Below are 22,268 nucleotides of genomic sequence, written 5' to 3'. Positions count from 1 at the left end.
CCGAGCGGGAGGAACACATGGACAAAACAAAAAATATCCAAAATATTTATCCCCTCAGCCGAATGCAGGAAGGAATGCTTTTTCATTCCTTTCTGCAAAAGGAGGGGGCTGCATATATCGAGCAATCCGTCTTCACCATAAAAGGCCGGCTTCGTCCGGAATTGTTTGAGCAAAGCGTACAGTCTGTCATCAGCCGCCACGATATTTTCAGAACGGTTTTTTTACCTCATGTCGCTCAGCTGAACGGCCCCCGCCAAGTTGTGCTGCGTGAGCGGGAATTCCGGCTGCACCGCGAAGATCTTACACATTTGGACGAAGCGGAACAGAGCATCTATTTACAGCGATTTAAGGAACGTGACCGCTTAAAAGGCTTTGACTTGCAAAAGGATATGCTGATGCGTGTTTCTTTGTTTAAAACGGCTGACGAAAAATATGTATGCGTCTGGAGCCACCATCACATCCTTATGGACGGCTGGTGCCTCGGCATCGTCCTTCAGGAATTCATGCATATGTACCGGGCGATTGAATCAGGCTCACCCGTCACACTGGCACCCGCAAAGCCTTACAGCACTTATATTACATGGCTGACTGATCAGGACAAAGACGCGGCTTCTGAGTATTGGAAAGGATATTTAGCAGGCTGCGAGACACCCTCAGGACTCCCGAAAATATCGGCCCGTCCCCAGGAAAAAGGCTACCGCAAGGAAGAGCTGCTGTTTTCTATAGATCAAAACCTGACGGACAAGCTGAAAACCATCGCCAAAGAAGAGGGCGCTACGCTCGCGGTTCTTATGCAGACTGTATGGGGCCTGATGCTGCAGCGCTACAACCGGACGGACGATGCCGTATTCGGCGCCGTCGTATCAGGGCGGCCTTCCGTCATTGACGGCGTGGAAAGCATGATCGGGCTGTTTATCAATACCGTTCCGGTACGCATTAAAACGGGTGACGAAAGCTTTAGAGAACTGCTGGGCCGCTTGCAGAAAGAAATGCTTGACTCAGAGGCGTTCAGCTATCATCCGCTTGCTGACATCCAATCGCAGACTGAGCTGAAACAGGATTTAATTGACCATATTATCGTGTTTGAAAATTATCCGATTCAGCAGCAGATGAAAGACGCGGAAAAGGAATCGGATGCACCGTTCCGGATCGGGAATGTCAACGTTTCGGAACAATCGGGCTACGATTTTAACCTCATCATAGCGCCTGGCGATGAGCTGCTCATCAAATTCAGCTACAATGCGAACGTTTATGACGAAGTATGGATAGAGAGCGTAAAAGGACACTTGGAAGAAGCTCTGCGCGGCGCCGCCTTCAATCCCGATGTTCCGGCTGATCGGCTTCCGATGCTCGGACAAAAGGAAAAATCAAGAATAATCGGCGAATTTAATGACACGAAAACAACTTATGAAAGAGATGAAAGCATCATCAGCCTGTTCAGCCGACAGGTGAAGAAAACCCCGGACCATCAGGCGCTTCACGCCGGCGGGCTGACGATGACGTACAGGGAGCTCGATGAACGGTCAACTGCATTCGCCCGCACCCTGCTGGAAAACGGTTTGGCGCCAAAGGGAATTGCCGGGATTCTGGCCGAACGCTCACCGGAATTTATCATCGCTGTTCTCGCTGTATTGAAAGCGGGAGGGACGTACCTTCCTCTTGATGCAGAACTGCCAACCGACAGGATCGCCGATATGCTCACTGAGAGCGGAGCACAGCTGTTAACGGTACAAAAAGGAATTGAGACTGACATTGACTTTTCTCACATCATCTCTATCCCGGCTGCAGCTGAAAAACAAACACCTGATGCGGGAAAACTGAATACCGATACAGCACCTGATGACCTTGCCTATATTATGTATACATCCGGTTCAACAGGAAAACCGAAGGGCGTGATGATTTCCAACCGAAACGTCGTATCGCTCGTGTCAAACAGCAATTACACGTCGGCTGGCATGTCGGACCGTCTCATTCTGACAGGGTCCATCGGTTTTGATGCAGTGACGTTTGAAATCTTCGGAGCGCTTTTGAACGGAGCATGTCTTCATGTGGTTGACCGCTCGACAATGCTTGCCCCTGAGAGGTTCGGCAATTATCTTTCTTCCAACCGTATTACGATTCTGTTTTTGACGACGGCGCTCTTTAACCAGTTCGCCCAGGCAGATCCGGAGATGTTTTCTGGGTTGCACACCTTATATGTCGGCGGAGAAGCATTGTCCCCGGCGCTCATCAATAAGGTCAGACACCGCTGTCCGAATCTCAGCCTTTATAACATATACGGACCGACGGAAAATACGACGTTTTCCACCTTTTACGAAATCAGGCACGATTTTTCTCAGCCGATCCCAATCGGAAAACCGATCAGCAATTCAACCGCGTATATCATTGATAAAAATGGCGGACTTGCGCCGATCGGCGTGCCCGGTGAGCTTTGTGTCGGCGGTGACGGGGTTGCCAAAGGCTATTTAAACAGGCCTGACTTAACAAGTGAAGCGTTTGTCAGCCACCCGGTTCATCCTGAAGAAAAGATCTACAAAACAGGCGACTTGGCACACTGGCTGCCTGATGGAAGCATCGGATACATCAGCCGTATCGACCGCCAATTCAAGATTCGCGGGAAGCGGATTGAGCCGGCCGAAATCGAAGCGCGCTTGACTGAAATTGATGGAATCAGGGAAGCGGCAGTCATCGTGTCAGACGAAGGACAAGAAGCAATCCTTTGTGCGTATTATACAGGCGCACATGTTGAAGAAAGAGCCATTCGATCCCTGTTGGCCAGGTCGCTTCCCGACTATATGATTCCTCAGTATGTGATGAAGCTTGACCGTATGCCGCTTACCGCAAACGGCAAAGTGGACCGCCGCGGGCTGCCTGCGCCAGAACGGAAAAAAACGTCATCAAAAGCCGTTCCGCCACGAAACTGGGTAGAGCGTGAGCTGATCGACATTTGGACGCCGATCCTCGGCTGCAGGGAGCTGGGCATACAGGATGACTTCTTTGAGCTGGGCGGCCATTCTTTGAAAGCATTGCAAGTGATTCATCAGCTGAAGACCAGGCAGCAAATGGATGTGCCGATTGAAATGATATTTGAATATCCGACAATTGAACAATTGGCTGAAAAGCTGTATTCAAACACACTGACAGAAGCTGCAGAGCAGCATATCAGCAGACTGAACCAGTCGAAAGGCCGCAATCTTTTCTGTTTTCCGCCTATCTCAGGTTTCGGCATTTTCTTTAAAGATCTTGCGGCGGCATTAAATGGACGGGCTGCTGTGTACGGTTTTAACTTTATTGAAGAAGACAGCAGAATGGAACAATACATTGATAAAATGCTGGAAATCCAGCCGGAAGGCCCTTATATCCTCTTCGGATATTCGGCAGGCGGCAATACGGCATTCGAGGCGGCAAAAGCGATGGAAAAGCGCGGCTTAGAAATCAGCGACGTCATTATCGCAGACGCGTACAGAAAGCTTGACACATTGCCGCCGCAGCCAACAAACGCAACAGCCGAAAATGTCCCGGAAGCCGTCAGGGAAGCGGTCATCCGAAAAACAGAGCGCTATCAAACGTACTGGGCGGAACTGATAAATGACGGCCAAATCGCGGCAAACCTCCATTTTATCGAGGCCGGCATAAAGGAAGAGCACAGTGATAAGACCGAGCCGATGAAATGGGAAGGCGCCACAACGGGACTCTATCAGGAATATCAAGGCGGGGGCGCCCATAAAGATATGTTTGAACCCGCCTTTGCACAGCAGAATGCTGAGGTCATACTGGACATCATTGCAAACAGCGGAAGACGCTTGGCGCGGAATCTGTAACATCCGGCAGAATGGCTGAAGAAGACAAAGGGCAAGATAGGGGAATCAAACTCAGTTTTTTGGAGGCTTTGACATGACGAACCTATCTTGGCTTACGTATGTAATGATTATTCTTGCCAGCTACCGGATGACCCATTTGATCGTATTTGATAAGATTACGGAATTCATAAGAAAACCCTTTATAAAGCAAGAAAAAACCGTCGATCAAAACGGGCGCGCCGTCCAAAAAAAAGTCCCTTCCTCCGCATTCGGTTATATGCTGCAATGTTATTGGTGTGCGGGTGTCTGGTGCGCCATATTGATCGGCATCTGCTACTTGGTCTGGCCCCGCTATGCACATCCGGTTATTTTCATTTTATCCATCGCCGGAGCGCAGGCCATTCTTGAAACTTGTGTCGGCGTCGGAACGAAGATCATTGACGTGCTCGCCGCCATGAAACATAAAAAGTCCTGAAGCGTTTTATTCGCTTTAGGACTTTTTTCTTTCCCTTTTAGGCTGAGAGGAGCAAAGCAGGCTTTCTGATTCACCGCCCGGAATGCTTCGGAATACCGTAAAGCAGAGAGGGGGAAAAACATGAAAAGCTGCCGTTTTAGCATGATATGGTTTTTGGCCGTTGTACTGACAGCCGGCATCTTTACATTCTCAGCATCCGCACAAGCAAGCGGCACTCAGCCGGAGAGAGAAATGAGAGCCGTCTGGATCGCGTCTGTCACCAATATCGACTGGCCCTCTAAAAAAGGGCTGTCACCGGAAGAGCAAAAAAGAGAATACAGCAAGCTGCTGGATGACGTTCAGGAGATGGGGATGAACGCCGTTATCGTCCAAATTAAGCCTGCGGCTGATGCTTTTTATCCATCAGATTACGGGCCTTGGTCAGAGTATCTGACAGGAACACAAGGCAAAAATCCCGGCTACGATCCGCTTGCTTTTTTAGTTGAAGAGACACATAAACGGAATCTTGAATTTCACGCTTGGTTCAATCCTTACCGGATCACGATGAACCACACAAATTTGAATGCGCTTTCAGATGATCATCCCGCGCGTTCGCACCCGGACTGGGTCGCTGCATACGGAAAACAGCTGTACTACAATCCGGGCATTCCGGAAGTAAGACAATTTATAACGGATGGAATCAAAGAGGTGGTCAGCCGTTATGACATTGATGCGGTTCATATGGATGATTATTTTTATCCTTATAAAATTGCCGGACAGGAATTCCCCGATCAGGCGGAATACGAACGGTACGGAAAAGCTCACTTTGCATCAGTTGATGACTGGCGCAGGGATAACGTCAACCGGCTTGTAAAAGAAATCAACCAAACCATCAAACGAGAAAAACCTTATGTCAAATTCGGAATCAGCCCGTTCGGCGTATGGAGAAATGCCGCAGATGACCCGACAGGCTCCGAAACGGCCGCAGGGGTGCGGAACTATGATGATTTATATGCTGATACGAGAGAATGGATCCAAAAAGGATACATTGATTACATCGCACCGCAAATTTACTGGAGCATCGGATTTAAAGCGGCGGCATATGACGTCTTAGCGGATTGGTGGGGAAAAGAAGTGAACAATCGGCCGGTGCATTTATATATCGGGCAGGCAGCTTATAAAATCAACAACAACGCTGATCCGGCCTGGGCCGACCCGGGGGAATACGGAAGGCAGATTACTCTAAACAGGGGATCAGCATGGATAAAAGGCAGCATGCATTTCAGTTTAAAGGATTTAAACCGTAATCCGCTCGATGTGAAAAACCGTTTGATCAAAGACATGTACAGCCGGCCCGCATTAATTCCCGAGATGCCTTGGCTCGGACATTCCGCTTTAAAAAAACCGGCTGTCAAACGGGCGGAGAAGAACGATTCAGGCCATACACTCTATATTGAAGATGCGAAATCCAACGGTAAAAAAACGGCTTATTACGCCATTTACCGCGCAGAAAAGGGAAAGCAGCCTTATTTAGTGGATACAGTCAGAAAAACATCGTCACGGACGCAGACATTTTCAGATACTGATATTCGGGCGGAAGAAGCCTGCACCTATATCGTTACTTCCGTTGACAGGCTACACCATGAGAGCCGTCCCTCCGCAAAACGGACGATTAAATAGCCATTATTAATAAAACTGACAGTTGCGGCGCTGTCAGTTTTTTTGCGGCGGATGAGTCCGAATGTTCAGACTTCATTTGGATGGAATGAATAAAGACCCCCATTAATAAAATGTAGAAAGCAGCAGAAGGAGGAAGGTTAATGAATTTTCAACTGACAAAAGAACAGCAGATGGTGCGCGAAATGGTCAGAGATTTCGCCAAAAATGAAATTGCCCCGAAAGCCCATGAGGTTGATCAATCAGCCGTCTTCCCGATAGACACATTTAAAAAAATAGGCGAACTCGGGCTGCTCGGAATTCCGTTTCCGGAAGAATACGGCGGGGCGGGCGGTGATACCATTTCATATGCAGCAGCGGTCGAAGAAATCGGAAAAGCCTGCGGCAGCACGGGGCTGAGCTACGCGGCAGCCGTGTCACTCGGCGCAAGCCCATTATACTATTTCGGTACTGAACAGCAAAAGCAAGAACATCTTATTCCGCTTGCTTCGGGAAAAGCGCTCGGATCATTCGGGCTGACAGAGCCGAATGCCGGTTCAGATGCCGGCGGCACCCAGACAAGAGCCGAGAAAAAGGGCGATGACTATGTGATAAACGGAGAGAAATGCTGGATCACAAACGCAAATTACGCCCGCACGGTCATTGTCACCGCCGTTACGGGAAAAAACTCCGCCGGAAAACCGATCATTTCAGCTCTCATCGTCCCCACAGACACACCGGGATTTACGATCACAAATCCGTACGACAAGATGGGTGTGAGAGGGTCGGATACGGCCGAGCTTGTGCTTGAGGATGTCAGGGTGCCTGCCGATAACCTGCTCGGTGATCCTGAAAAAGGTTTTAAACAATTTTTATATACATTAGACGGCGGGCGGATCTCGATTGCGGCACTGGCTGTCGGTATCGCTCAAGGCGCGCTGGAGGCGTCGCTGTCATATGCGAAGGAACGCAAGCAGTTCGGCAGTCCGATATCGTCATTTCAAGCCATTCAATTTAAGCTGGCCGATATGGCGATGGAAATTGACCTTGCCAGACAGATGGTGCTTAAAGCGGCATGGCTGAAGGATCAAAACCTGCCATTTACGAAAGAAGCGGCATTCGCCAAGCTTTATGCTTCAGAAATGGCCGTCAGAACGTGCCTTCAGGCCATCCAAATTCATGGCGGTTCCGGTTATATGAAGGAATGCGGTGTCGAACGTATGCTTCGTGACGCAAAGCTGATGGAGATTGGCGAAGGAACGTCAGAAATTCAAAGAATGGTCATCGCAAGACAGCTTTTGAAGTGAAATGAAAACGTTTACCAAGACAGGGATGGAAGGGGGCAGGTCATATGGCTGAACTTATCCATTTAACAGCCGGAAAGCTGCTTGAGCGGACCGCGAAGCTTTTTCCGGATCATGAAGCGGTTGTTTACCCTGAGCGCAGCCTTCGTTATACGTATGCCGAGTTTGACCGGTTATGCCGGCAAACCGCAAAAGGGCTGATGAAGCTGGGAGTTGAAAAAGGAGATCATGTGGCCATATGGGCATCCAACATTCCGGAATGGCTCGCGGCGCAATTTGCAACGGCGAAAATCGGCGCCGTTCTGGTCACCATTAATACCAATTTTCAAATCGCAGAGCTCGATTACCTGCTGGCACATTCAGATGTCTCGTCCCTGATAATCATGGATTCCTACCGGCAGACATCTTATGTTGAGATGGTGAATAAGCTGATTCCGGAGCTGAAAACTTGTGAGCGCGGCAGGCTGCGTTCGAAACGTTATCCATTTTTACGGACGGTGTTATATATCGGTGATAAAAGCCCGACCGGGATGCACCGTTGGGATTCTTTGCTGAAGGATGCCGAGTCTGTAACGGATGCAGAGCTTGACGGAAGGATGGACAGCCTGGAAAAGGGTGATTGCATTCATATGCAATATACATCAGGTACGACCGGATTTCCGAAAGGCGTCATGCTCTCACATTTTAATATCGTAAATAACGCGGCCAATATCGCAGAATGCATGAAGCTTACTTCATGTGACCGTTTATGTATTCCCGTGCCGTTTTTCCACTGCTTTGGGTGTGTGCTCGGCGTGCTGGCATGTGTTTCCGCGGGTGCGGCGATGATTCCGATCGAACAGTTTTCTCCGCCGGCCGTTCTGAAAACGGTGGAGAAAGAAGCCTGCACGGCTCTGCACGGTGTACCGACGATGTTTATCGCCCTCCTAAATGACAGCCATTTTTCTGAATATGATCTTTCCCACGTCCGAACCGGGATTATGGCAGGCTCGCCATGCCCGGCGGAAGGCATGAGAGAAGTGATCGGCAAAATGGGGATGACCGACATTACCATTGCCTACGGACAGACCGAAGCATCACCTGTTATTACGCAGACAAGAACGGATGATTCATTTGAAAGAAGAGTGGAAACAGCGGGGCGCGCGCTTCCCCATATCGAAGTCAGAATCGTTCGTCCCGGAACATCCCAAGAAGCCGCCCGGGGCGAACAAGGAGAGCTCTGCACCCGCGGATATCATGTCATGAAAGGCTATTATAAAAATCAAGAAGCGACCGAAGAAGCGATAGACAAAGACGGCTGGCTGCATACCGGTGATTTGGCGGTCATGGACGAGGACGGGTACTGCAAAATCACGGGCCGTCTGAAAGACATGCTGATCAGGGGCGGCGAAAATATCTATCCGCGCGAGATTGAGGAAATGTTATATCGGCATCCCGCGGTAGCAGACGTTCAGGTCGTCGGCGTGCCTGATCCGAAATACGGAGAAGAGGCCGCGGCGTGGATCAGGCTCAAAGACGGACAAACCGCTTCCGCAGAAGACATCAGAGCCTTTTGCAAAGAACATATCGCCCGCTATAAAGTCCCCAGGTATGTTTTGTTTACAGATGAATATCCAATGACAGCCTCCGGAAAAATTCAGAAATTCAAGCTGCGGGAAAAAACGATTGAAGAGCTCAAGTTAACTTAATGAAAAAGGAGTGCTTCACATTTGTTTAAAAAAGTCCTGATTGCCAACAGAGGAGAAATCGCCTTAAGAATTATCCGCACCTGCAAACGTCTCGGCATCCCCTCGGCAGCTGTCTATTCAGAAGCCGACCGGGACGCGCTGCACGTAAAAGCGGCTGATGAGGCCTATCCGATCGGAAAATCGAGAGTAAATGAAAGCTATTTACATATCGACAGAATCATAGAAGCCGCTAAATCCGCCGGAGCGGACGCCATTCATCCGGGCTACGGGCTGCTGTCAGAAAACAGCCTGTTCGCCGAACGCTGCCGGAAGGAACAAATCACATTTATCGGTCCGCCCGGTGATATCATCGCCAAGATGGGCAGCAAGATAGAAGCCCGAAAAACGATGCAAAAAGCAAAGGTCCCGATCGTTCCCGGTGTTCCAGAGCCATTGCCCGATGTTCACTCCGCCTTAGCCGAAGCCCGTGCCATCGGTTTTCCGGTCATGCTGAAAGCGTCCGCAGGTGGCGGCGGAATCGGCATGCAGATCGTACATTCAGAAGAAGAGCTGGCCAAAGCGTTCGAAGGCAATCAAAAGCGGGCCGCCTCCTTTTTTGGAGACGGCGCAATGTACATGGAAAAGGTCATTGAAAATGCCCGTCATATTGAAATTCAGATACTCGCAGATTCTTTCGGCAACACCGTTCATCTGTTTGAACGTGACTGTTCAGTCCAAAGGCGCCACCAAAAAGTGATAGAAGAAGCGCCGTCACCGTTTGTTGACGATGAATTAAGACAAAGACTCGGTGAAACCGCCGTTAAAGCCGCAAAATCGATCGGCTACCAAAATGCAGGCACAATAGAATTTCTCGTCGATCAAAAGAAACAAATCTATTTTTTAGAGATGAACACAAGACTGCAGGTGGAGCATCCGGTGACAGAAGAAATTACAGGACTGGATCTTGTGGAAGAACAGCTGAAAATTGCCGCTGGGCAGGCGCTGACTTTCTCGCAGAAAGATATCAACCACCGCGGTCATGCGATAGAAGTGCGGATTTATGCGGAAGATCCGGTCACCTTTTACCCGTCACCCGGTACCATCTCGTCTTTTTCCGTTTTAAGACACCCGTCAGTGCGACACGAATGCGCCGTCGAAAAGGGAAGCGTCATTTCTCCGTTTTACGATCCGATGATTGCCAAAATGATCGTCACGGCGAATACGAGAAAACAAGCCATTGAACAACTGAAAACCGCCCTTGGCGAATATCATGTAGAAGGGATTAAAACCAACATTCCGCTGCTGACAAAAATTGCCCATTCAGAAGTGTTTGAAAAGGGTGAGGCGACAACCGGTTTTTTACAAACAATGAACGAGGGGGCGTCAAAATGAGCGTCATAAAAATTCAGATGGCGGGAAACCTGTGGAAAATTCATGTGAAGCCGGGTGATGTCATTGAAGAAGGACAGGAAGTGGCCATCTTGGAATCTATGAAAATGGAAATTCCGATTATCGCTGATGCAGCGGGTACGGTGAAAGAAGTGAAAAAATCAGAAGGTGATTTCACTGATGAAGGAGAGGTCCTGATTGAACTTCAATAAAACGGGAGGTGCAGCATGAACTGTCCGAAACATGTCCGCATCAATGAAGTAGGACCGCGTGACGGCTTGCAGAATGAATCGGCGTGGGTGGATACAGAAGATAAGATTGAGTGGATCAATATGCTTTCAAAAACAGGCCTTCCCTATATCGAAGTGACATCATTCGTGCATCCGAGATGGATTCCGGCTCTTCGTGACAGCCTGGACGTCGCAAAAGGCATTGCCAGATCTGAACATACGGTCTACGCGGCTCTCGTTCCGAACCTCATCGGGCTGGAGCATGCGGCAGAAGGCGGAATCGATCAGGCATGTGTATTTTTATCTGCAAGCGAAACCCATAACCAAAAAAACGTAAACAAACCGATTGACCGGACCGTTCAAGAGCTCAGGCGGGTTATTACTGAAGCAAAAGCTGAAAAAATGGCGACGAGAGCTTATCTGTCCACTGTGTTCGGCTGTCCGTACGAACAGAACGTGCCGGTCGAACAAGTCATCCGCCTGTCAGACACCCTGCTCGAAATGGGTGTTGATGAAATATCGCTCGGCGACACGATCGGCGCGGCAAACCCCTTGCAGGTCATAGCCGTGCTTGAAGCCCTTTTGCCGAGAATTCCCGCCTCAAAAATCGCACTCCATTTCCATGATACAAGAGGAACGGCTCTAGCGAATATCATTCCCGCTCTTGATATGGGCATCACATCCTTTGATACTTCCTCAGGCGGGCTTGGCGGCTGCCCGTACGCCCCTGGATCAGCAGGCAACGCTGCCACAGAAGATGTCATTTATATGCTCGAACAAATGGGGATTGATACCGGGACGGACATGAATAAACTTCTTTATGCCGCCGGCTGGATCGCGGATAAAATAGGCAAAGACCTGCCAAGCAGAAACCTGCAGGCATTCAGAACGAAATGAGAAAGGAGAAGCCATGGGAGATTGCGTCTTGTATTCCGTCTGTCAAGAAACAATCGGTCTGATCACGCTGAACCGCCCGCATGCGGCCAACTCGCTGTCTTCAGAAATGATTGATCATTTACAGCGTGTGATTGAAGACATCAAAAACTCGCCATCCATTCGTTGTGTCATTCTCACCGGCACCGGGAACACATTTTGTGCCGGTGCTGATTTAAAAGAAAGAGCGGGGATGAATCATGAACAAGTCAAACAAAGCGTCAGGCGTATCGGTGAAACGGCCGCATCCATTGAAGCTCTCCCGCAGCCGGTCATTGCAGCGCTGAACGGAACCGCTGTCGGAGGAGGCCTTGAACTCGCTCTCGCCTGCGATATCAGAATCGCCGTCAGCCGGGCGGGCCTCGGCCTTCCTGAAACAGGGCTTGCGATCATTCCCGGAGCGGGCGGAACGCAGAGACTGCCCCGGCTTATCGGCCCCGGCGCGGCAAAAGAATTGATCTATACCGGCCGAAGGCTTTCTGCCGAAGAGGGAAAAGACATGAAGCTGATCGAGCATGTTTGTGAAGCCGATGAACTTATGGAAAAAGCAAAAGCACTGGCCGGCCGCATCGCCGCTAATGGGCCGATCGCCGTCAGACAAGCAAAATCCGCGATAAACAAGGGTCTGGAGACAGATCTCAATACAGGGCTCGAAATCGAACGAAAAGCATATGAACAAGTCATCCCCACACTTGACAGAGAAGAGGGCCTGCGCGCTTTTAAAGAAAAAAGACCCCCTGAATACAAAGGAAAATAAAACATGGAGGGACTCGGATGGATTACGAAAAAGAACGGCAGACACGCAGCAAAACGATTGAAAAGGGAGGAGCCGCGAAATATCACGCAAGCAACGAAAAGAAGGGAAAACTTTTTGTAAGAGACAGGCTGAAGCTTTTATTCGATGACGGCATATCCGTTGAAGACGCTTTTTTCGCCGAGTGCATGTCAGACGGACTGCCGGCTGACGGGGTCGTTACCGGGATCGGAACCATCGGCGGCAGAACCGTTTGTGTGATGGCAAACGACTCAACCGTAAAGGCGGGCTCGTGGGGCGCGAAAACGGTGGAAAAAATCATCCGCATTCAGGAGACGGCGGAAAAGCTTCAGTGTCCGCTCTTGTACTTAGTCGATTCCGCAGGTGCGAGAATTACAGATCAGGTCGACATGTTCCCGGGCAGAAGGGGAGCCGGCCGCATCTTTTATAATCAAGTAAAGCTGTCGGGCCGCATTCCGCAAATCTGTTTATTGTTCGGCCCTTCCGCTGCGGGCGGCGCTTACATTCCGGCCTTTTGCGACATTGTCATTATGGTCGAAGGCAATGCATCCATGTACTTAGGCTCCCCGCGTATGGCGGAAATGGTGATTGGCGAGAAAGTATCGCTTGAAGAAATGGGCGGCGCCCGTATGCATTGTTCCGTATCAGGCTGCGGTGATCTCCTCGCCCCGACGGAACAGGAAGCAATCATGATGGCGCAGACATATCTCAGCTACTTTCCGGCAAATTATACTGAAAAAGCGCCCGTCAACAAATCTAAGAACCCGAAAGCTTTTGAAAAACCGCTCTCAGATGTCATCCCGGCATATCAAAACGCACCGTTCAACATGATGGATTTAATTGAACGTGTCATTGATGAAGACTCATTTTTTGAGATTAAACCGTTATTTGCGCAGGAATTAATAACGGGGCTTGCGCGGATTCACGGACAGCCGGTCGGCATTATCGCCAATCAGCCGCGTGTCAAAGGCGGGGTTTTATTTCTCGATTCGGCGGATAAAGCCGCAAAATTTATCGCTTTGTGCGACGCATTCCATATTCCGCTTCTGTTTTTAGCAGACATTCCCGGATTCATGATCGGAACGAAGGTTGAGCAGGCGGGCATCATCAGGCATGGCGCAAAAATGATCTCCGCAATGGCGGAAGCGACTGTTCCGAAGCTTTCCGTTATCGTCAGAAAAGCCTACGGTGCCGGATTATACGCGATGGCGGGGCCTGCTTTTGAACCGGACTGCTGTTTAGCGCTTCCGACTGCGCAAATTGCCGTAATGGGTCCTGAAGCAGCGGTGAATGCGGTCTACGCAAAGAAAATCAGCGAGCTAGCCCCTGAAGAAAGGCCGGCTTTTATTCAAGAAAAGCGTGATGAATATAAGGAAGACATTAACCTTTACCGGCTTGCCTCTGAAATGGTGATTGACGGCATTGTTCCTGCTGATTCCTTGCGGGAAGAACTCAATAAACGCCTCACTGCTTACATGTCCAAACAACTGACATTCACACACCGGAAACACCCCGTATACCCGGTATAAATAAAAAAAAAGACTGCATAGATCCGGCTCACAGCCGTTCTTATGCAGTCTTTTTTCACAGTCTTGATCTCATTTTCTTCACAACAAAATAAACAACAATAAATACGAGCGCCAAGATAATGATCGGAGTTGTATACATTCCGGCATAGCTGTCTACGTCTTTCCACTGTCCCCCGAGCTGATACCCGAGATAAACGAAAATGACAGACCACGGAATAATGGCAAGCGTCGTCAATATGACAAACTTGGAAAGAGGCATTTTCGCAAGGCCGGCCGGGATGGAAATCGCATGTCTGACGACCGGGATAAACCGCGCCGAAAACACAACGCCGGCGCCGTAACGGCGAAACCAGTTTTCCGCAACATCAACATGATGCTTTTTCAGAAGTAAGTACTTGCCGTACTTGTCCAAAAACGGCCGTCCCCCATAACGGGCGATCCAGTAAATAAAGCACTGCGCGATCGTTCCCCCAATCACACCGGCGACAATGGCGCCGATAAAGCTGATCGTGCCTTCTGACACCATATAGCCTCCGTAAGCCAGAACGATTTCACTCGGAATGATTTCGATCATTAATCCGAGCGCAATCCCTAAATAGCCCATACTTGTCAGCCAGGATAATATTTCACTAATAAAATTGCCCACACTGTTCACAACCTCTTTATCTTTTTACCCAATTATATGACTGATTGACAAGCAAAATGGTTACAAATTATTTTTTAACGCACGATTTCTTCAGATTCTCTTTTTAACACCTCTTCTAAATACGCTAAAAGTTTCGGTCTCATTTCTTCCCGCAGAAGCCCGATCTCCGTGCCGGCCTTAAAACAGCCGAACTTATCTCCTATATCAAACCGGCTTCCTTCAAGCTCCCGCGCGTAAATGCTTCGGGTGCGGCATACTTCGCGCAGCGCGTCTGTCAATTGGATTTCGTTGCCCGCGCCTCTTCCGATCGTCTTCAGCGCTTTAAAAATGGCAGGGGTTAATATGTAGCGGCCCATCACCGCAATATGAGAGGGCGCCTTTTCAACAGCCGGTTTCTCAATCAGATCCTCAACCCGGTACACATGACCGCTCTGCCGCCCCGTCTGTATAATACCATATTTGCTGACATCAGCAGGATCGACGGGCTGTACGCCGATCGTTTCTGTGCCGTGTTGGTTATAGACGTCTATGAGCTGTGAAAGAGCGGGAGTGTCAGATACCATAATATCATCACCTAAGAGAACGGCAAAAGGCTCATCTCCGATAAAATGCTCCGCACACAGCACTGCATGGCCTAGTCCGAGCGGTTCTTTCTGACGGATGTAATGAATATTGGCCAAATCGGCAATCCGCTGCATTTCCTTCAGCGTCTCTGACTTGCCTTTTTCCTCAAGATTGAATTCCAACTCCGCCGACCGGTCAAAATGATCTTCAATCGAGCGTTTGTTTCTCCCTGTAATAATCAGTATATCTTCAATTCCTGACGCTGCTGCCTCTTCGACAATATATTGGATGGCCGGTTTGTCGACAATCGGCAGCATTTCTTTCGGCTGCGCCTTTGTCGCCGGCAGAAATCTCGTCCCTAAACCTGCTGCGGGAATGACCGCTTTTCTCACTTTTTTTCTCATTCATCTTCACTCCTGATCCTGTATGTTTTTCAGCGAATCTCCAAATACCCAGATTCGGTTTCCGATAAAATTCATCATCATTCCGCCGATAGTGGCGGCTAACTTACTCACCAATAGCGAACAGCCGCCTTTTTGAAACGCGTAAAGCAGCAAAAAGGTGATTCCCGACGCGGCAAGATTAATCATGAGAAATCGCATGATCTCTTTCCCGTCAGCCTTGCGTTTTACACGAAACGTCCACTTCCGGTTCCATACATAGCTGTTGATGATCCCTGCCGAATAGGAGCAGATCTGCGCCGGAAGATAGGGGACATGACAAGCGGCGAGAAGAAAGAAGACACCAAAATCAATCAGCGTATTTCCGACGCCTACAGTGCAAAAACGGCCTGCTGTCTTTACTTTTTCTTTCAGCATAACGGCATCCGGCTTTGACCTCCCTTCATAAGTAAGATGCGGATCGCTGTCCTATTTGTTGATATGGATTACTTTAACGGACAGTGTTGAATAAACAATTACTAAAATATGAACAAAACATGAAAACGTAATGAGGCTTTGCAAAACTCATTAAGTTAACAGTTTGATAGTTTAGGTTGACATATTCCGTGAGGGGCACTAATATTCTGTATAAGTGTTAACCTTTAATTATTTTGGTTAACATTAATTTTCAAAGTAAGAGAAAGGAGGGGAATATATGCGGGAAGAAACCTATTACAGCGTCAGAATGAGAGCTTCCCGAAACGCCCCCCATGAGCAGGGCGGAAAACACATTTCCGGCGGAGAACGGCTCATCACTTACGGCGGTTTACAGGAAGCGGTAGATGGCTTATTACATAAAGGCTTCTCGCACTCAAGAGGGATACCTGATTTTATGCAGATTCAGCTTGAAAGCGTTAATGAACCGATCGAAACGATCCGCCCTTTGCCGGTTGCTTTCCATCAAACAGACACGCCGGAAAAAGGACAAGCGATCGCCCGCAAGCTTCTGCAAAAGGCGGGAATTCCCCCGCACATGATAGAGAAAGCGTACGAAAACATTGCGGAATATGCAGACGCAAGAGGAGCGGTCCTGTTTGATATCCGGGCAGGAAAACGCATTGACGGCAGAGGAAATAGAGGTGTGCGGGTATCTCGAGTGGATTGGCCGTCACATGATTTTCAAAAATGGGCTTTTACTCACAACATGCCGGAAAATTCACGAATAAAAGAAGCACATGCCATCGCGGCAAAAGTTTGCGCATATCCGGGGATTATTGCTGAATTGTGCTGGTCGGATGATCCTGATTACATAACAGGCTACGTTGCCGCAAAGAAGCTGGGATATCAGCGGATTGCCAAGATGAAAAATGCCGGAGATGAAAGCGGCTGCCGGATTTTCTTTACAGATGGCTCCATAGATACAGAGAGCTGTATCCATTTTTTGGAGAAGCAGCCTGTATTCATTCAGCGGGAGGAGAAATGATGAAACAATCAATGATTGAAAAAAGCAAACAGCATCTTTGGCTGCCTTTCACACAAATGAAAGATTACGATGAAGATCCGTTAATCATTGAAAGCGGAAACGGGATCATGCTGAAAGACATCAGCGGCAAAGAATATTATGACGGCTTTTCTTCAGTATGGCTCAATGTACACGGCCACCGCAAAAAAGAAATGGATGAAGCGATTCAAAAACAGCTTGAAAAAATCGCTCATTCGACTTTGCTGGGTATGACGAACGTTCCCGCAACAGAACTTGCCGAGATGCTGACAGGCATCACACCGGAAAAGCTGACACGCGTTTTTTACTCCGACAGCGGAGCGGAAGCAATGGAAATCGCTCTGAAAATGGCCTTTCAATACTGGAAAAACATAGGGAGACCCGAGAAACAGACGTTTATTTCTATGCAGAACGGCTATCACGGCGATACGATCGGAGCCGTCAGCGTCGGCTCCATTGAACTCTTCCACCATGTGTACGGCCCGCTGATGTTTGAAAGCTACAAAGCCCCGATTCCGTATGTATACAGATCTGAAAGCGGCGCCCCCGTACAGTGCCGGGATGAATGCCTTCACGCGCTCGAACAGCTGCTTGCAAAGCACCACGAAGAGATTGCCGCACTTACGATTGAATCGATGGTGCAAGGCGCATCCGGGATGATCGTCATGCCTGAAGGCTTTCTGGCAGGCGTACGAAAGCTGTGTACGGCATATGATGTGTTAATGATCGTTGACGAAGTGGCGACGGGGTTCGGCCGCACCGGAAAAATGTTTGCCTGTGAGCATGAAAATGTCCAGCCGGACTTGATGGCGGCAGGGAAAGGCATTACGGGAGGCTATTTGCCGATCGCTGTGACGTTTGCCACAGAAGCCATTTATGAAGCCTTCTACGATGACTACGACAAAATGAAAACATTTTTCCACGGCCATTCCTATACAGGAAATCAGCTTGGCTGTGCCGCGGCAATTGAAAATCTGCGATTATTCGAATCAGAACGCATCGTTGAACGAGTCGCCGAAAAATCAAAAACGGCAGCGGAATTTCTTCATGATCTGAAGCAGCTTCCCCATGTCGGCGATGTCCGCCAGCTCGGTTTCATGTGCGGCATAGAGCTTGTGCAGGATAAGGGGACAAAACAGCCTTATCCGCCTGAAAAGCGGATGGGATACAAGGTGTCCTTGAAAATGAGAGAGCTTGGTATGCTGACACGGCCGCTCGGAGACGTCATCGCCTTTCTGCCGCCGCTTGCCAGCACAACCGATCAGTTACAAGCCATGATCTCCATTATGAAAGAAGCGATAGCCGAGGTGACCGGCCGTGGATTTTGACGGATGGCTCCTCAAAAGGCTCGATGCGGTGAAAAGAGACGGGCTGTATCGGACGCTGCGAACACAGGAAACCGCTCTCAAAACCAAGGGGCAAAAGCGGCAGACCTGGGCGTCCAATGACTATTTAGGCCTGTCAAAAGATGAGCGGCTGATCACAGCTGCGCAAACGGCGCTGAGCCGGTTCGGAGCGGGAAGCGGCGGCTCACGGTTAACGACAGGAAATACTGTGTGGCACGAAAAACTTGAACAAACAATCGCGGACTTTAAACAGACGGAAGCGGCTTTATTGTTTTCAAGCGGTTACTTGGCGAATATCGGCGTGCTTGCCTCACTGCCTCAAAAAGGCGATGTCATTTTAAGCGATCAACTGAACCATGCGAGCATTGTTGACGGCTGCCGTTTATCAAAAGCGGAAACCATCGTGTACCGCCATATTGATATGGCTGATCTTGAGAAAAAACTTGCCTCCGTCCAGGCTCGGAACCGCCGCTTTATCGTCACAGACGGCGTCTTCAGCATGGACGGCACCATCGCGCCTCTTGACCGCATAATGGCGCTTGCAAAGCAGTACCAGGCATTTGTGATAGCAGATGACGCGCATGCAACCGGTGTACTCGGGGAAAACGGCGGAGGAACCAGTGACTATTTCGGTGTTTGTCCTGATGTTGTCATCGGCACATTAAGCAAAGCTGTAGGAACGGAAGGCGGTTTTGCCGCGGGATCAAACATTTTCATTGATTTTTTGCTGAATCAGGCGCGGACGTTTATTTTTCAGACGGCCCTCCCGCCGTCAATTTGTGCAGCTTCGCATACGGCACTTGACATCATATCAGATATGCACGATACGCGCCGTGAGCTGCAGTCGTCTGTCAAAACGATAAAAACGCGTCTGGCCGATATGGGCTTTACCGTAAGAGGCGGAGATACACCGATTATCCCCGTTATCATCGGTGATGCAAAAACAGCGGTTTCAGCCGCTGCGCTGCTGGAGAAAAAGGGAATCTGCGCCCCGGCCATCCGCCCGCCCGCCGTTCCGGAAGGCGAAAGCAGAATCAGGCTGACCGTTACGGCGGATCGCAGCTTACAGGACATAGACGAGCTGACAGAAGCATTTGATTCCATTAGAAAAGAGCTGAATATAAACAAATGAGAAGTTTTTTTGTCACAGGAACAGATACCGGCGTCGGAAAAACCATCGTTTCTTGCGGACTTGCCGCGGCATTCCGGCAGAAACAGGCGGATATCGGAGTGTTTAAGCCGTTTTTAAGCGGCGTGCCGCGGACTCATCCGGAAAGTGACACCTCGCTGTTGAAAGACATGTCACAAACCGCACTGTCTCATGAAGAAATTACGCCATTTGAATGGAAAGAGCCGCTTGCGCCGTACACGGCCGCCATGCTTGAGGGGAAATCCGTGAGCATGGATGAAGTCATGGCCCACTGGAGTAAGATCAAAAATCGTCATGAGTGTTTCATCGTCGAGGGGGCAGGCGGCATTTCCGTCCCGCTTGGTGAAAATTACTTAGTCAGTGATCTGATAAAAGCCTTGGAATTGCCGGCAGTGATTGTCACCAGGCCTGATCTCGGAACCATCAACCACACATATTTAACCGTTGAATATGCGAAAAACATGGGGATAGAGGTTCTCGGCATTATTATCAACGGCGTAAGGAGCAGGCCGGGGCTGGACGAAAAGACAAATCCGAGCATGATTGAAACATTATGCAAAGTTCCGATTTTGGGAATCACACCGAAGCTGGAACACGTTTCACCGGAAAACATTCAACACATGATTGAGAAACATATAGATGTTTCCTCTTTCATGAATCTGACACAAATGGGGAGATAAACATGAATCAATGGATGGATCTTGCAGAGAGAGTGCTGGACGGGGCGGAAGTAACGGATCAAGAAGCGCTGGCCATTTTAAATTGTCCTGATGAGGATCTTTTATTGCTGATGCATGCCGCTTTTCATATCAGAAAACGATTTTACGGAAAAAAAGTAAAGCTGAATATGATTATGAATGCAAAATCAGGCCTGTGTCCGGAAAATTGCGGGTACTGTTCACAATCTTCAATATCAAAAGCGCCGATCGAGTCTTATCGGATGGTGGATAAGCATATATTGCTGAAGGGGGCAAAACGCGCCCACGACCTGAATATAGGGACATACTGCATCGTCGCCAGCGGGCGGGGACCGTCGAACAGAGAAGTAGATCAAGTTGTTGATGCTGTTAAAGAAATTAAAGAAACGTACGGTTTAAAAATCTGCGCATGCCTCGGTCTGCTGAAGCCGGAACAGGCAGAGCGGCTGAAACAGGCAGGAGTAGACCGGTACAATCATAACATCAATACATCACAAAGGAATCACTCAAACATTACGACCTCCCACACGTATGACGACAGGGTCAACACAGTGGAAACGGCGAAACAATCGGGGATGTCACCTTGTTCTGGTGTCATCGTCGGCATGAAAGAGACGAAACAGGACGTCATTGATATGGCGAACAGCTTAAAAGCGCTTGACGCCGACAGCATCCCGGTTAATTTTCTGCATGCGATTGACGGAACTCCGTTAGAAGGGGTAAGCGAATTACATCCGGTGTATTGCCTGAAAGTGCTCGCCTTATTCCGTTTTATCAATCCGTCAAAAGAAATCCGTATCTCAGGAGGCCGGGAAGTCAACCTTCGTTCGCTGCAGCCGCTGGGACTTTATGCCGCAAATTCGATTTTCGTCGGAGATTACTTAACGACAGCAGGGCAGCAAGAAACAGAGGATCATCAAATGCTCCATGATTTAGGTTTTGAAGTCGAATCCGTTGAAGAAATGAAAGCCGGCCTGCAATCCGCCTGCAATACGGAGGTATAAGATGACGGCGGGCCTATCGATTGCACATCCGTCTCTCCATGCGGATTCGGATTTTTGGAATGACCCTTACCCGTTTTATGACAAACTGCGATCCATTGATCCTGTTTATAAAGGGACCGTATTAAAATATCCGGGCTGGTATGTCACCGGGTACAAAGAGGCGGCAGCGATTCTGAAAGACACCCGATTTAAAAACCGCATTCCTCTTCCGGAAGCTTCAACGAAATATCAAAATCTATCGCATATCCAGCACGATATGCTGTTATTTAAAAATCAATCAGACCATAAGCGGATGCGGATGCTTATCGGTAAAGAATTTACCGCAAAGACGGCGGAATCACTTCGCCCTTGTATAAAAGAAACGGTTCATGACTTGTTGGATCAAGTCCAAATCAAAAAAAACGCTGACCTTGTTTCAGAGTTTGCCTTTCCATTGGCAAGCCTTATCATTGCGGAGATACTCGGAGTGCCGAAAGAGGAGAGATATCAATTCAGACAATGGACGGCAGACGTCATTCAGGCCATTGACCTTACCCGATCAAGAAAGACGTTAGTCAGAGCCAGCGACACCGCAGGCAGGCTGACGTCATACTTCAGAGATTTGATTCACAAGCGGAAAGCTCACCCTCAGCAAGACTTGATCAGCAGGTTTATTATGGAGGAACAGCTTTCAAAAGAGGAAGTGCTCGCGACATGTATCTTACTTGTCATAGCCGGACACGAGACGACGGTAAACCTCATGTGCAACGGTGTGTTTACTTTATTGAAACACCCTGAACAGCTTAGCGCACTGAGAGAAAACCCCTCGCTTATTGAAACTGCAGTTGAGGAATGTTTGCGCTACGACAGCCCCGCGCAGCTGACGGCACGCACCGCTTCAGAAGACTGTGAAATAAATGGGAAGACCATAAAAAAAGGAGAGCAGGTATATATCCTTTTAGGAGCAGCCAATCGCGATCCAAGCATATTCGATCAACCTCACAAAATGGATATCCAAAGAAAGCCGAATCCGCATCTTGCATTCGGAAAGAACGCCCATTTTTGTATAGGCTCCTCATTAGCGCGTATCGAAGCACAAATTGCAATTCTCACACTGTTTGAGCGGATGCCTAAGCTTCGGCTGGCCGCACACCGCCTTGAATACCGCAAGCTCATTGGTTTTAGGTCGCTCAAAGAGCTTCCGGTTGTCATTGGCTGAATGACCATGCAGGAGGGCCGGATTTTATCGGTTCCTCTTGCAGG

Annotated in this window: 19 protein-coding genes; 16 read left to right on the top strand and 3 right to left on the bottom strand. The window is 49.0% G+C overall.

The features are described from left to right. Nucleotides 1-17: 17 nt before the first annotated feature. The 10 genes from NYE38_RS09570 (at nucleotide 18) to NYE38_RS09525 (ending at nucleotide 13,737) form a co-directional block, all read left to right on the top strand. A complete protein-coding gene (locus tag NYE38_RS09570; RefSeq protein WP_017417919.1) occupies nucleotides 18-3,821 on the top strand; it encodes a non-ribosomal peptide synthetase in 3,804 nt (1,267 codons plus the stop codon). 73 nt (nucleotides 3,822-3,894) lie between these two features. Next, a complete protein-coding gene (locus tag NYE38_RS09565) occupies nucleotides 3,895-4,275 on the top strand; it encodes a DUF1360 domain-containing protein (RefSeq protein WP_017417918.1) in 381 nt (126 codons plus the stop codon). A gap of 120 nt (nucleotides 4,276-4,395) precedes the next feature. Then, nucleotides 4,396-5,934, top strand: coding sequence for a family 10 glycosylhydrolase (locus NYE38_RS09560; protein ID WP_065180823.1), 1,539 nt, complete (start codon nucleotides 4,396-4,398; stop codon nucleotides 5,932-5,934). Between the two features lie 140 nt (nucleotides 5,935-6,074). Continuing rightward, the gene (locus NYE38_RS09555) at nucleotides 6,075-7,217 is read left to right on the top strand and encodes an acyl-CoA dehydrogenase family protein (RefSeq protein ID WP_017417916.1); all 1,143 of its coding nucleotides are present in this window, start codon (nucleotides 6,075-6,077) and stop codon (nucleotides 7,215-7,217) included. A 44-nt stretch (nucleotides 7,218-7,261) separates the two neighbouring features. Further along, nucleotides 7,262-8,902, top strand: a complete 1,641-nt coding sequence (locus NYE38_RS09550) for an AMP-binding protein (RefSeq protein WP_017417915.1) — start codon at nucleotides 7,262-7,264, stop codon at nucleotides 8,900-8,902. A 21-nt stretch (nucleotides 8,903-8,923) separates the two neighbouring features. Then, entirely contained in the window at nucleotides 8,924-10,273 is a 1,350-nt protein-coding gene (locus tag NYE38_RS09545; protein ID WP_014418065.1) for an acetyl-CoA carboxylase biotin carboxylase subunit, read from the top strand. Next, nucleotides 10,270-10,482: an acetyl-CoA carboxylase biotin carboxyl carrier protein subunit gene (locus tag NYE38_RS09540; protein WP_007410121.1), complete on the top strand. Its 213-nt coding sequence runs from the start codon at nucleotides 10,270-10,272 to the stop codon at nucleotides 10,480-10,482. Before NYE38_RS09545 ends, NYE38_RS09540 begins: the two co-directional genes overlap by 4 nt. 15 nt (nucleotides 10,483-10,497) lie before the next feature. Continuing rightward, nucleotides 10,498-11,397 (top strand): hydroxymethylglutaryl-CoA lyase, encoded by a 900-nt coding sequence (locus NYE38_RS09535; RefSeq protein WP_007410122.1) that lies wholly within the window; start codon nucleotides 10,498-10,500, stop codon nucleotides 11,395-11,397. Nucleotides 11,398-11,410: 13 nt separating this feature from the next. After that, the gene (locus NYE38_RS09530; RefSeq protein WP_015239964.1) at nucleotides 11,411-12,190 is read left to right on the top strand and encodes an enoyl-CoA hydratase; all 780 of its coding nucleotides are present in this window, start codon (nucleotides 11,411-11,413) and stop codon (nucleotides 12,188-12,190) included. A 17-nt stretch (nucleotides 12,191-12,207) separates the two neighbouring features. Continuing rightward, nucleotides 12,208-13,737 (top strand): acyl-CoA carboxylase subunit beta, encoded by a 1,530-nt coding sequence (locus NYE38_RS09525; protein WP_017417914.1) that lies wholly within the window; start codon nucleotides 12,208-12,210, stop codon nucleotides 13,735-13,737. Nucleotides 13,738-13,792: 55 nt separating this feature from the next. Here NYE38_RS09525 and NYE38_RS09520 read toward each other — a convergent pair whose 3' ends face one another. The 3 genes from NYE38_RS09520 to NYE38_RS09510 all read right to left on the bottom strand — a co-directional run bounded on the left by NYE38_RS09520 (nucleotide 13,793) and on the right by NYE38_RS09510 (nucleotide 15,765). After that, a complete protein-coding gene (locus NYE38_RS09520) occupies nucleotides 13,793-14,383 on the bottom strand; it encodes a DedA family protein (protein ID WP_007410125.1) in 591 nt (196 codons plus the stop codon). A 74-nt stretch (nucleotides 14,384-14,457) separates the two neighbouring features. Next, nucleotides 14,458-15,351: a UTP--glucose-1-phosphate uridylyltransferase GalU gene (gene galU / locus NYE38_RS09515; protein WP_237586692.1), complete on the bottom strand. Its 894-nt coding sequence runs from the start codon at nucleotides 15,349-15,351 to the stop codon at nucleotides 14,458-14,460. A gap of 6 nt (nucleotides 15,352-15,357) precedes the next feature. Then, a complete protein-coding gene (locus tag NYE38_RS09510; protein ID WP_017417912.1) occupies nucleotides 15,358-15,765 on the bottom strand; it encodes a GtrA family protein in 408 nt (135 codons plus the stop codon). A 277-nt stretch (nucleotides 15,766-16,042) separates the two neighbouring features. Here NYE38_RS09510 and NYE38_RS09505 point away from each other — a divergent pair, with 277 nt between their 5' ends. From NYE38_RS09505 to NYE38_RS09480, 6 genes are read left to right on the top strand one after another with little or no spacing between them, the layout of a single operon-like run. Continuing rightward, entirely contained in the window at nucleotides 16,043-16,810 is a 768-nt protein-coding gene (locus tag NYE38_RS09505; RefSeq protein WP_014418059.1) for a 6-carboxyhexanoate--CoA ligase, read from the top strand. Then, a complete protein-coding gene (bioA, locus tag NYE38_RS09500) occupies nucleotides 16,810-18,156 on the top strand; it encodes an adenosylmethionine--8-amino-7-oxononanoate transaminase (RefSeq protein WP_017417911.1) in 1,347 nt (448 codons plus the stop codon). The genes NYE38_RS09505 and bioA overlap by 1 nt, the downstream gene beginning before the upstream one ends. A gap of 43 nt (nucleotides 18,157-18,199) precedes the next feature. Continuing rightward, nucleotides 18,200-19,306 (top strand): 8-amino-7-oxononanoate synthase, encoded by a 1,107-nt coding sequence (gene bioF, locus NYE38_RS09495; protein ID WP_224443240.1) that lies wholly within the window; start codon nucleotides 18,200-18,202, stop codon nucleotides 19,304-19,306. Further along, nucleotides 19,303-20,004 (top strand): dethiobiotin synthase, encoded by a 702-nt coding sequence (bioD, locus tag NYE38_RS09490; protein ID WP_017417909.1) that lies wholly within the window; start codon nucleotides 19,303-19,305, stop codon nucleotides 20,002-20,004. Before bioF ends, bioD begins: the two co-directional genes overlap by 4 nt. Nucleotides 20,005-20,006: 2 nt before the next feature. Further along, the gene (gene bioB / locus NYE38_RS09485) at nucleotides 20,007-21,026 is read left to right on the top strand and encodes a biotin synthase BioB (RefSeq protein WP_017417908.1); all 1,020 of its coding nucleotides are present in this window, start codon (nucleotides 20,007-20,009) and stop codon (nucleotides 21,024-21,026) included. A 1-nt stretch (nucleotide 21,027) separates the two neighbouring features. Beyond that, entirely contained in the window at nucleotides 21,028-22,224 is a 1,197-nt protein-coding gene (locus NYE38_RS09480; protein WP_022553266.1) for a cytochrome P450, read from the top strand. Nucleotides 22,225-22,268: the final 44 nt, after the last annotated feature.

The sequence above is a fragment of the Bacillus sp. EU63 genome, from assembly GCF_038592915.1.
GTDB lineage: Bacteria > Bacillota > Bacilli > Bacillales > Bacillaceae > Bacillus > Bacillus velezensis.
This window is presented reverse-complemented; position numbering and strand designations above follow the sequence as displayed.

Coding starts and splice junctions, on each gene's coding strand:
- NYE38_RS09570 (WP_017417919.1), top strand. CDS start 18: ATGGACAAAACAAAAAATATCCAAAATATTTATCCCCTCAGCCGAATG.
- NYE38_RS09565 (WP_017417918.1), top strand. CDS start 3,895: ATGACGAACCTATCTTGGCTTACGTATGTAATGATTATTCTTGCCAGC.
- NYE38_RS09560 (WP_065180823.1), top strand. CDS start 4,396: ATGAAAAGCTGCCGTTTTAGCATGATATGGTTTTTGGCCGTTGTACTG.
- NYE38_RS09555 (WP_017417916.1), top strand. CDS start 6,075: ATGAATTTTCAACTGACAAAAGAACAGCAGATGGTGCGCGAAATGGTC.
- NYE38_RS09550 (WP_017417915.1), top strand. CDS start 7,262: ATGGCTGAACTTATCCATTTAACAGCCGGAAAGCTGCTTGAGCGGACC.
- NYE38_RS09540 (WP_007410121.1), top strand. CDS start 10,270: ATGAGCGTCATAAAAATTCAGATGGCGGGAAACCTGTGGAAAATTCAT.
- NYE38_RS09535 (WP_007410122.1), top strand. CDS start 10,498: ATGAACTGTCCGAAACATGTCCGCATCAATGAAGTAGGACCGCGTGAC.
- NYE38_RS09530 (WP_015239964.1), top strand. CDS start 11,411: ATGGGAGATTGCGTCTTGTATTCCGTCTGTCAAGAAACAATCGGTCTG.
- NYE38_RS09525 (WP_017417914.1), top strand. CDS start 12,208: ATGGATTACGAAAAAGAACGGCAGACACGCAGCAAAACGATTGAAAAG.
- galU (WP_237586692.1), bottom strand. CDS start 15,351: ATGAGAAAAAAAGTGAGAAAAGCGGTCATTCCCGCAGCAGGTTTAGGG.
- NYE38_RS09510 (WP_017417912.1), bottom strand. CDS start 15,765: ATGCTGAAAGAAAAAGTAAAGACAGCAGGCCGTTTTTGCACTGTAGGC.
- NYE38_RS09505 (WP_014418059.1), top strand. CDS start 16,043: ATGCGGGAAGAAACCTATTACAGCGTCAGAATGAGAGCTTCCCGAAAC.
- bioA (WP_017417911.1), top strand. CDS start 16,810: ATGAAACAATCAATGATTGAAAAAAGCAAACAGCATCTTTGGCTGCCT.
- bioD (WP_017417909.1), top strand. CDS start 19,303: ATGAGAAGTTTTTTTGTCACAGGAACAGATACCGGCGTCGGAAAAACC.
- bioB (WP_017417908.1), top strand. CDS start 20,007: ATGAATCAATGGATGGATCTTGCAGAGAGAGTGCTGGACGGGGCGGAA.
- NYE38_RS09480 (WP_022553266.1), top strand. CDS start 21,028: ATGACGGCGGGCCTATCGATTGCACATCCGTCTCTCCATGCGGATTCG.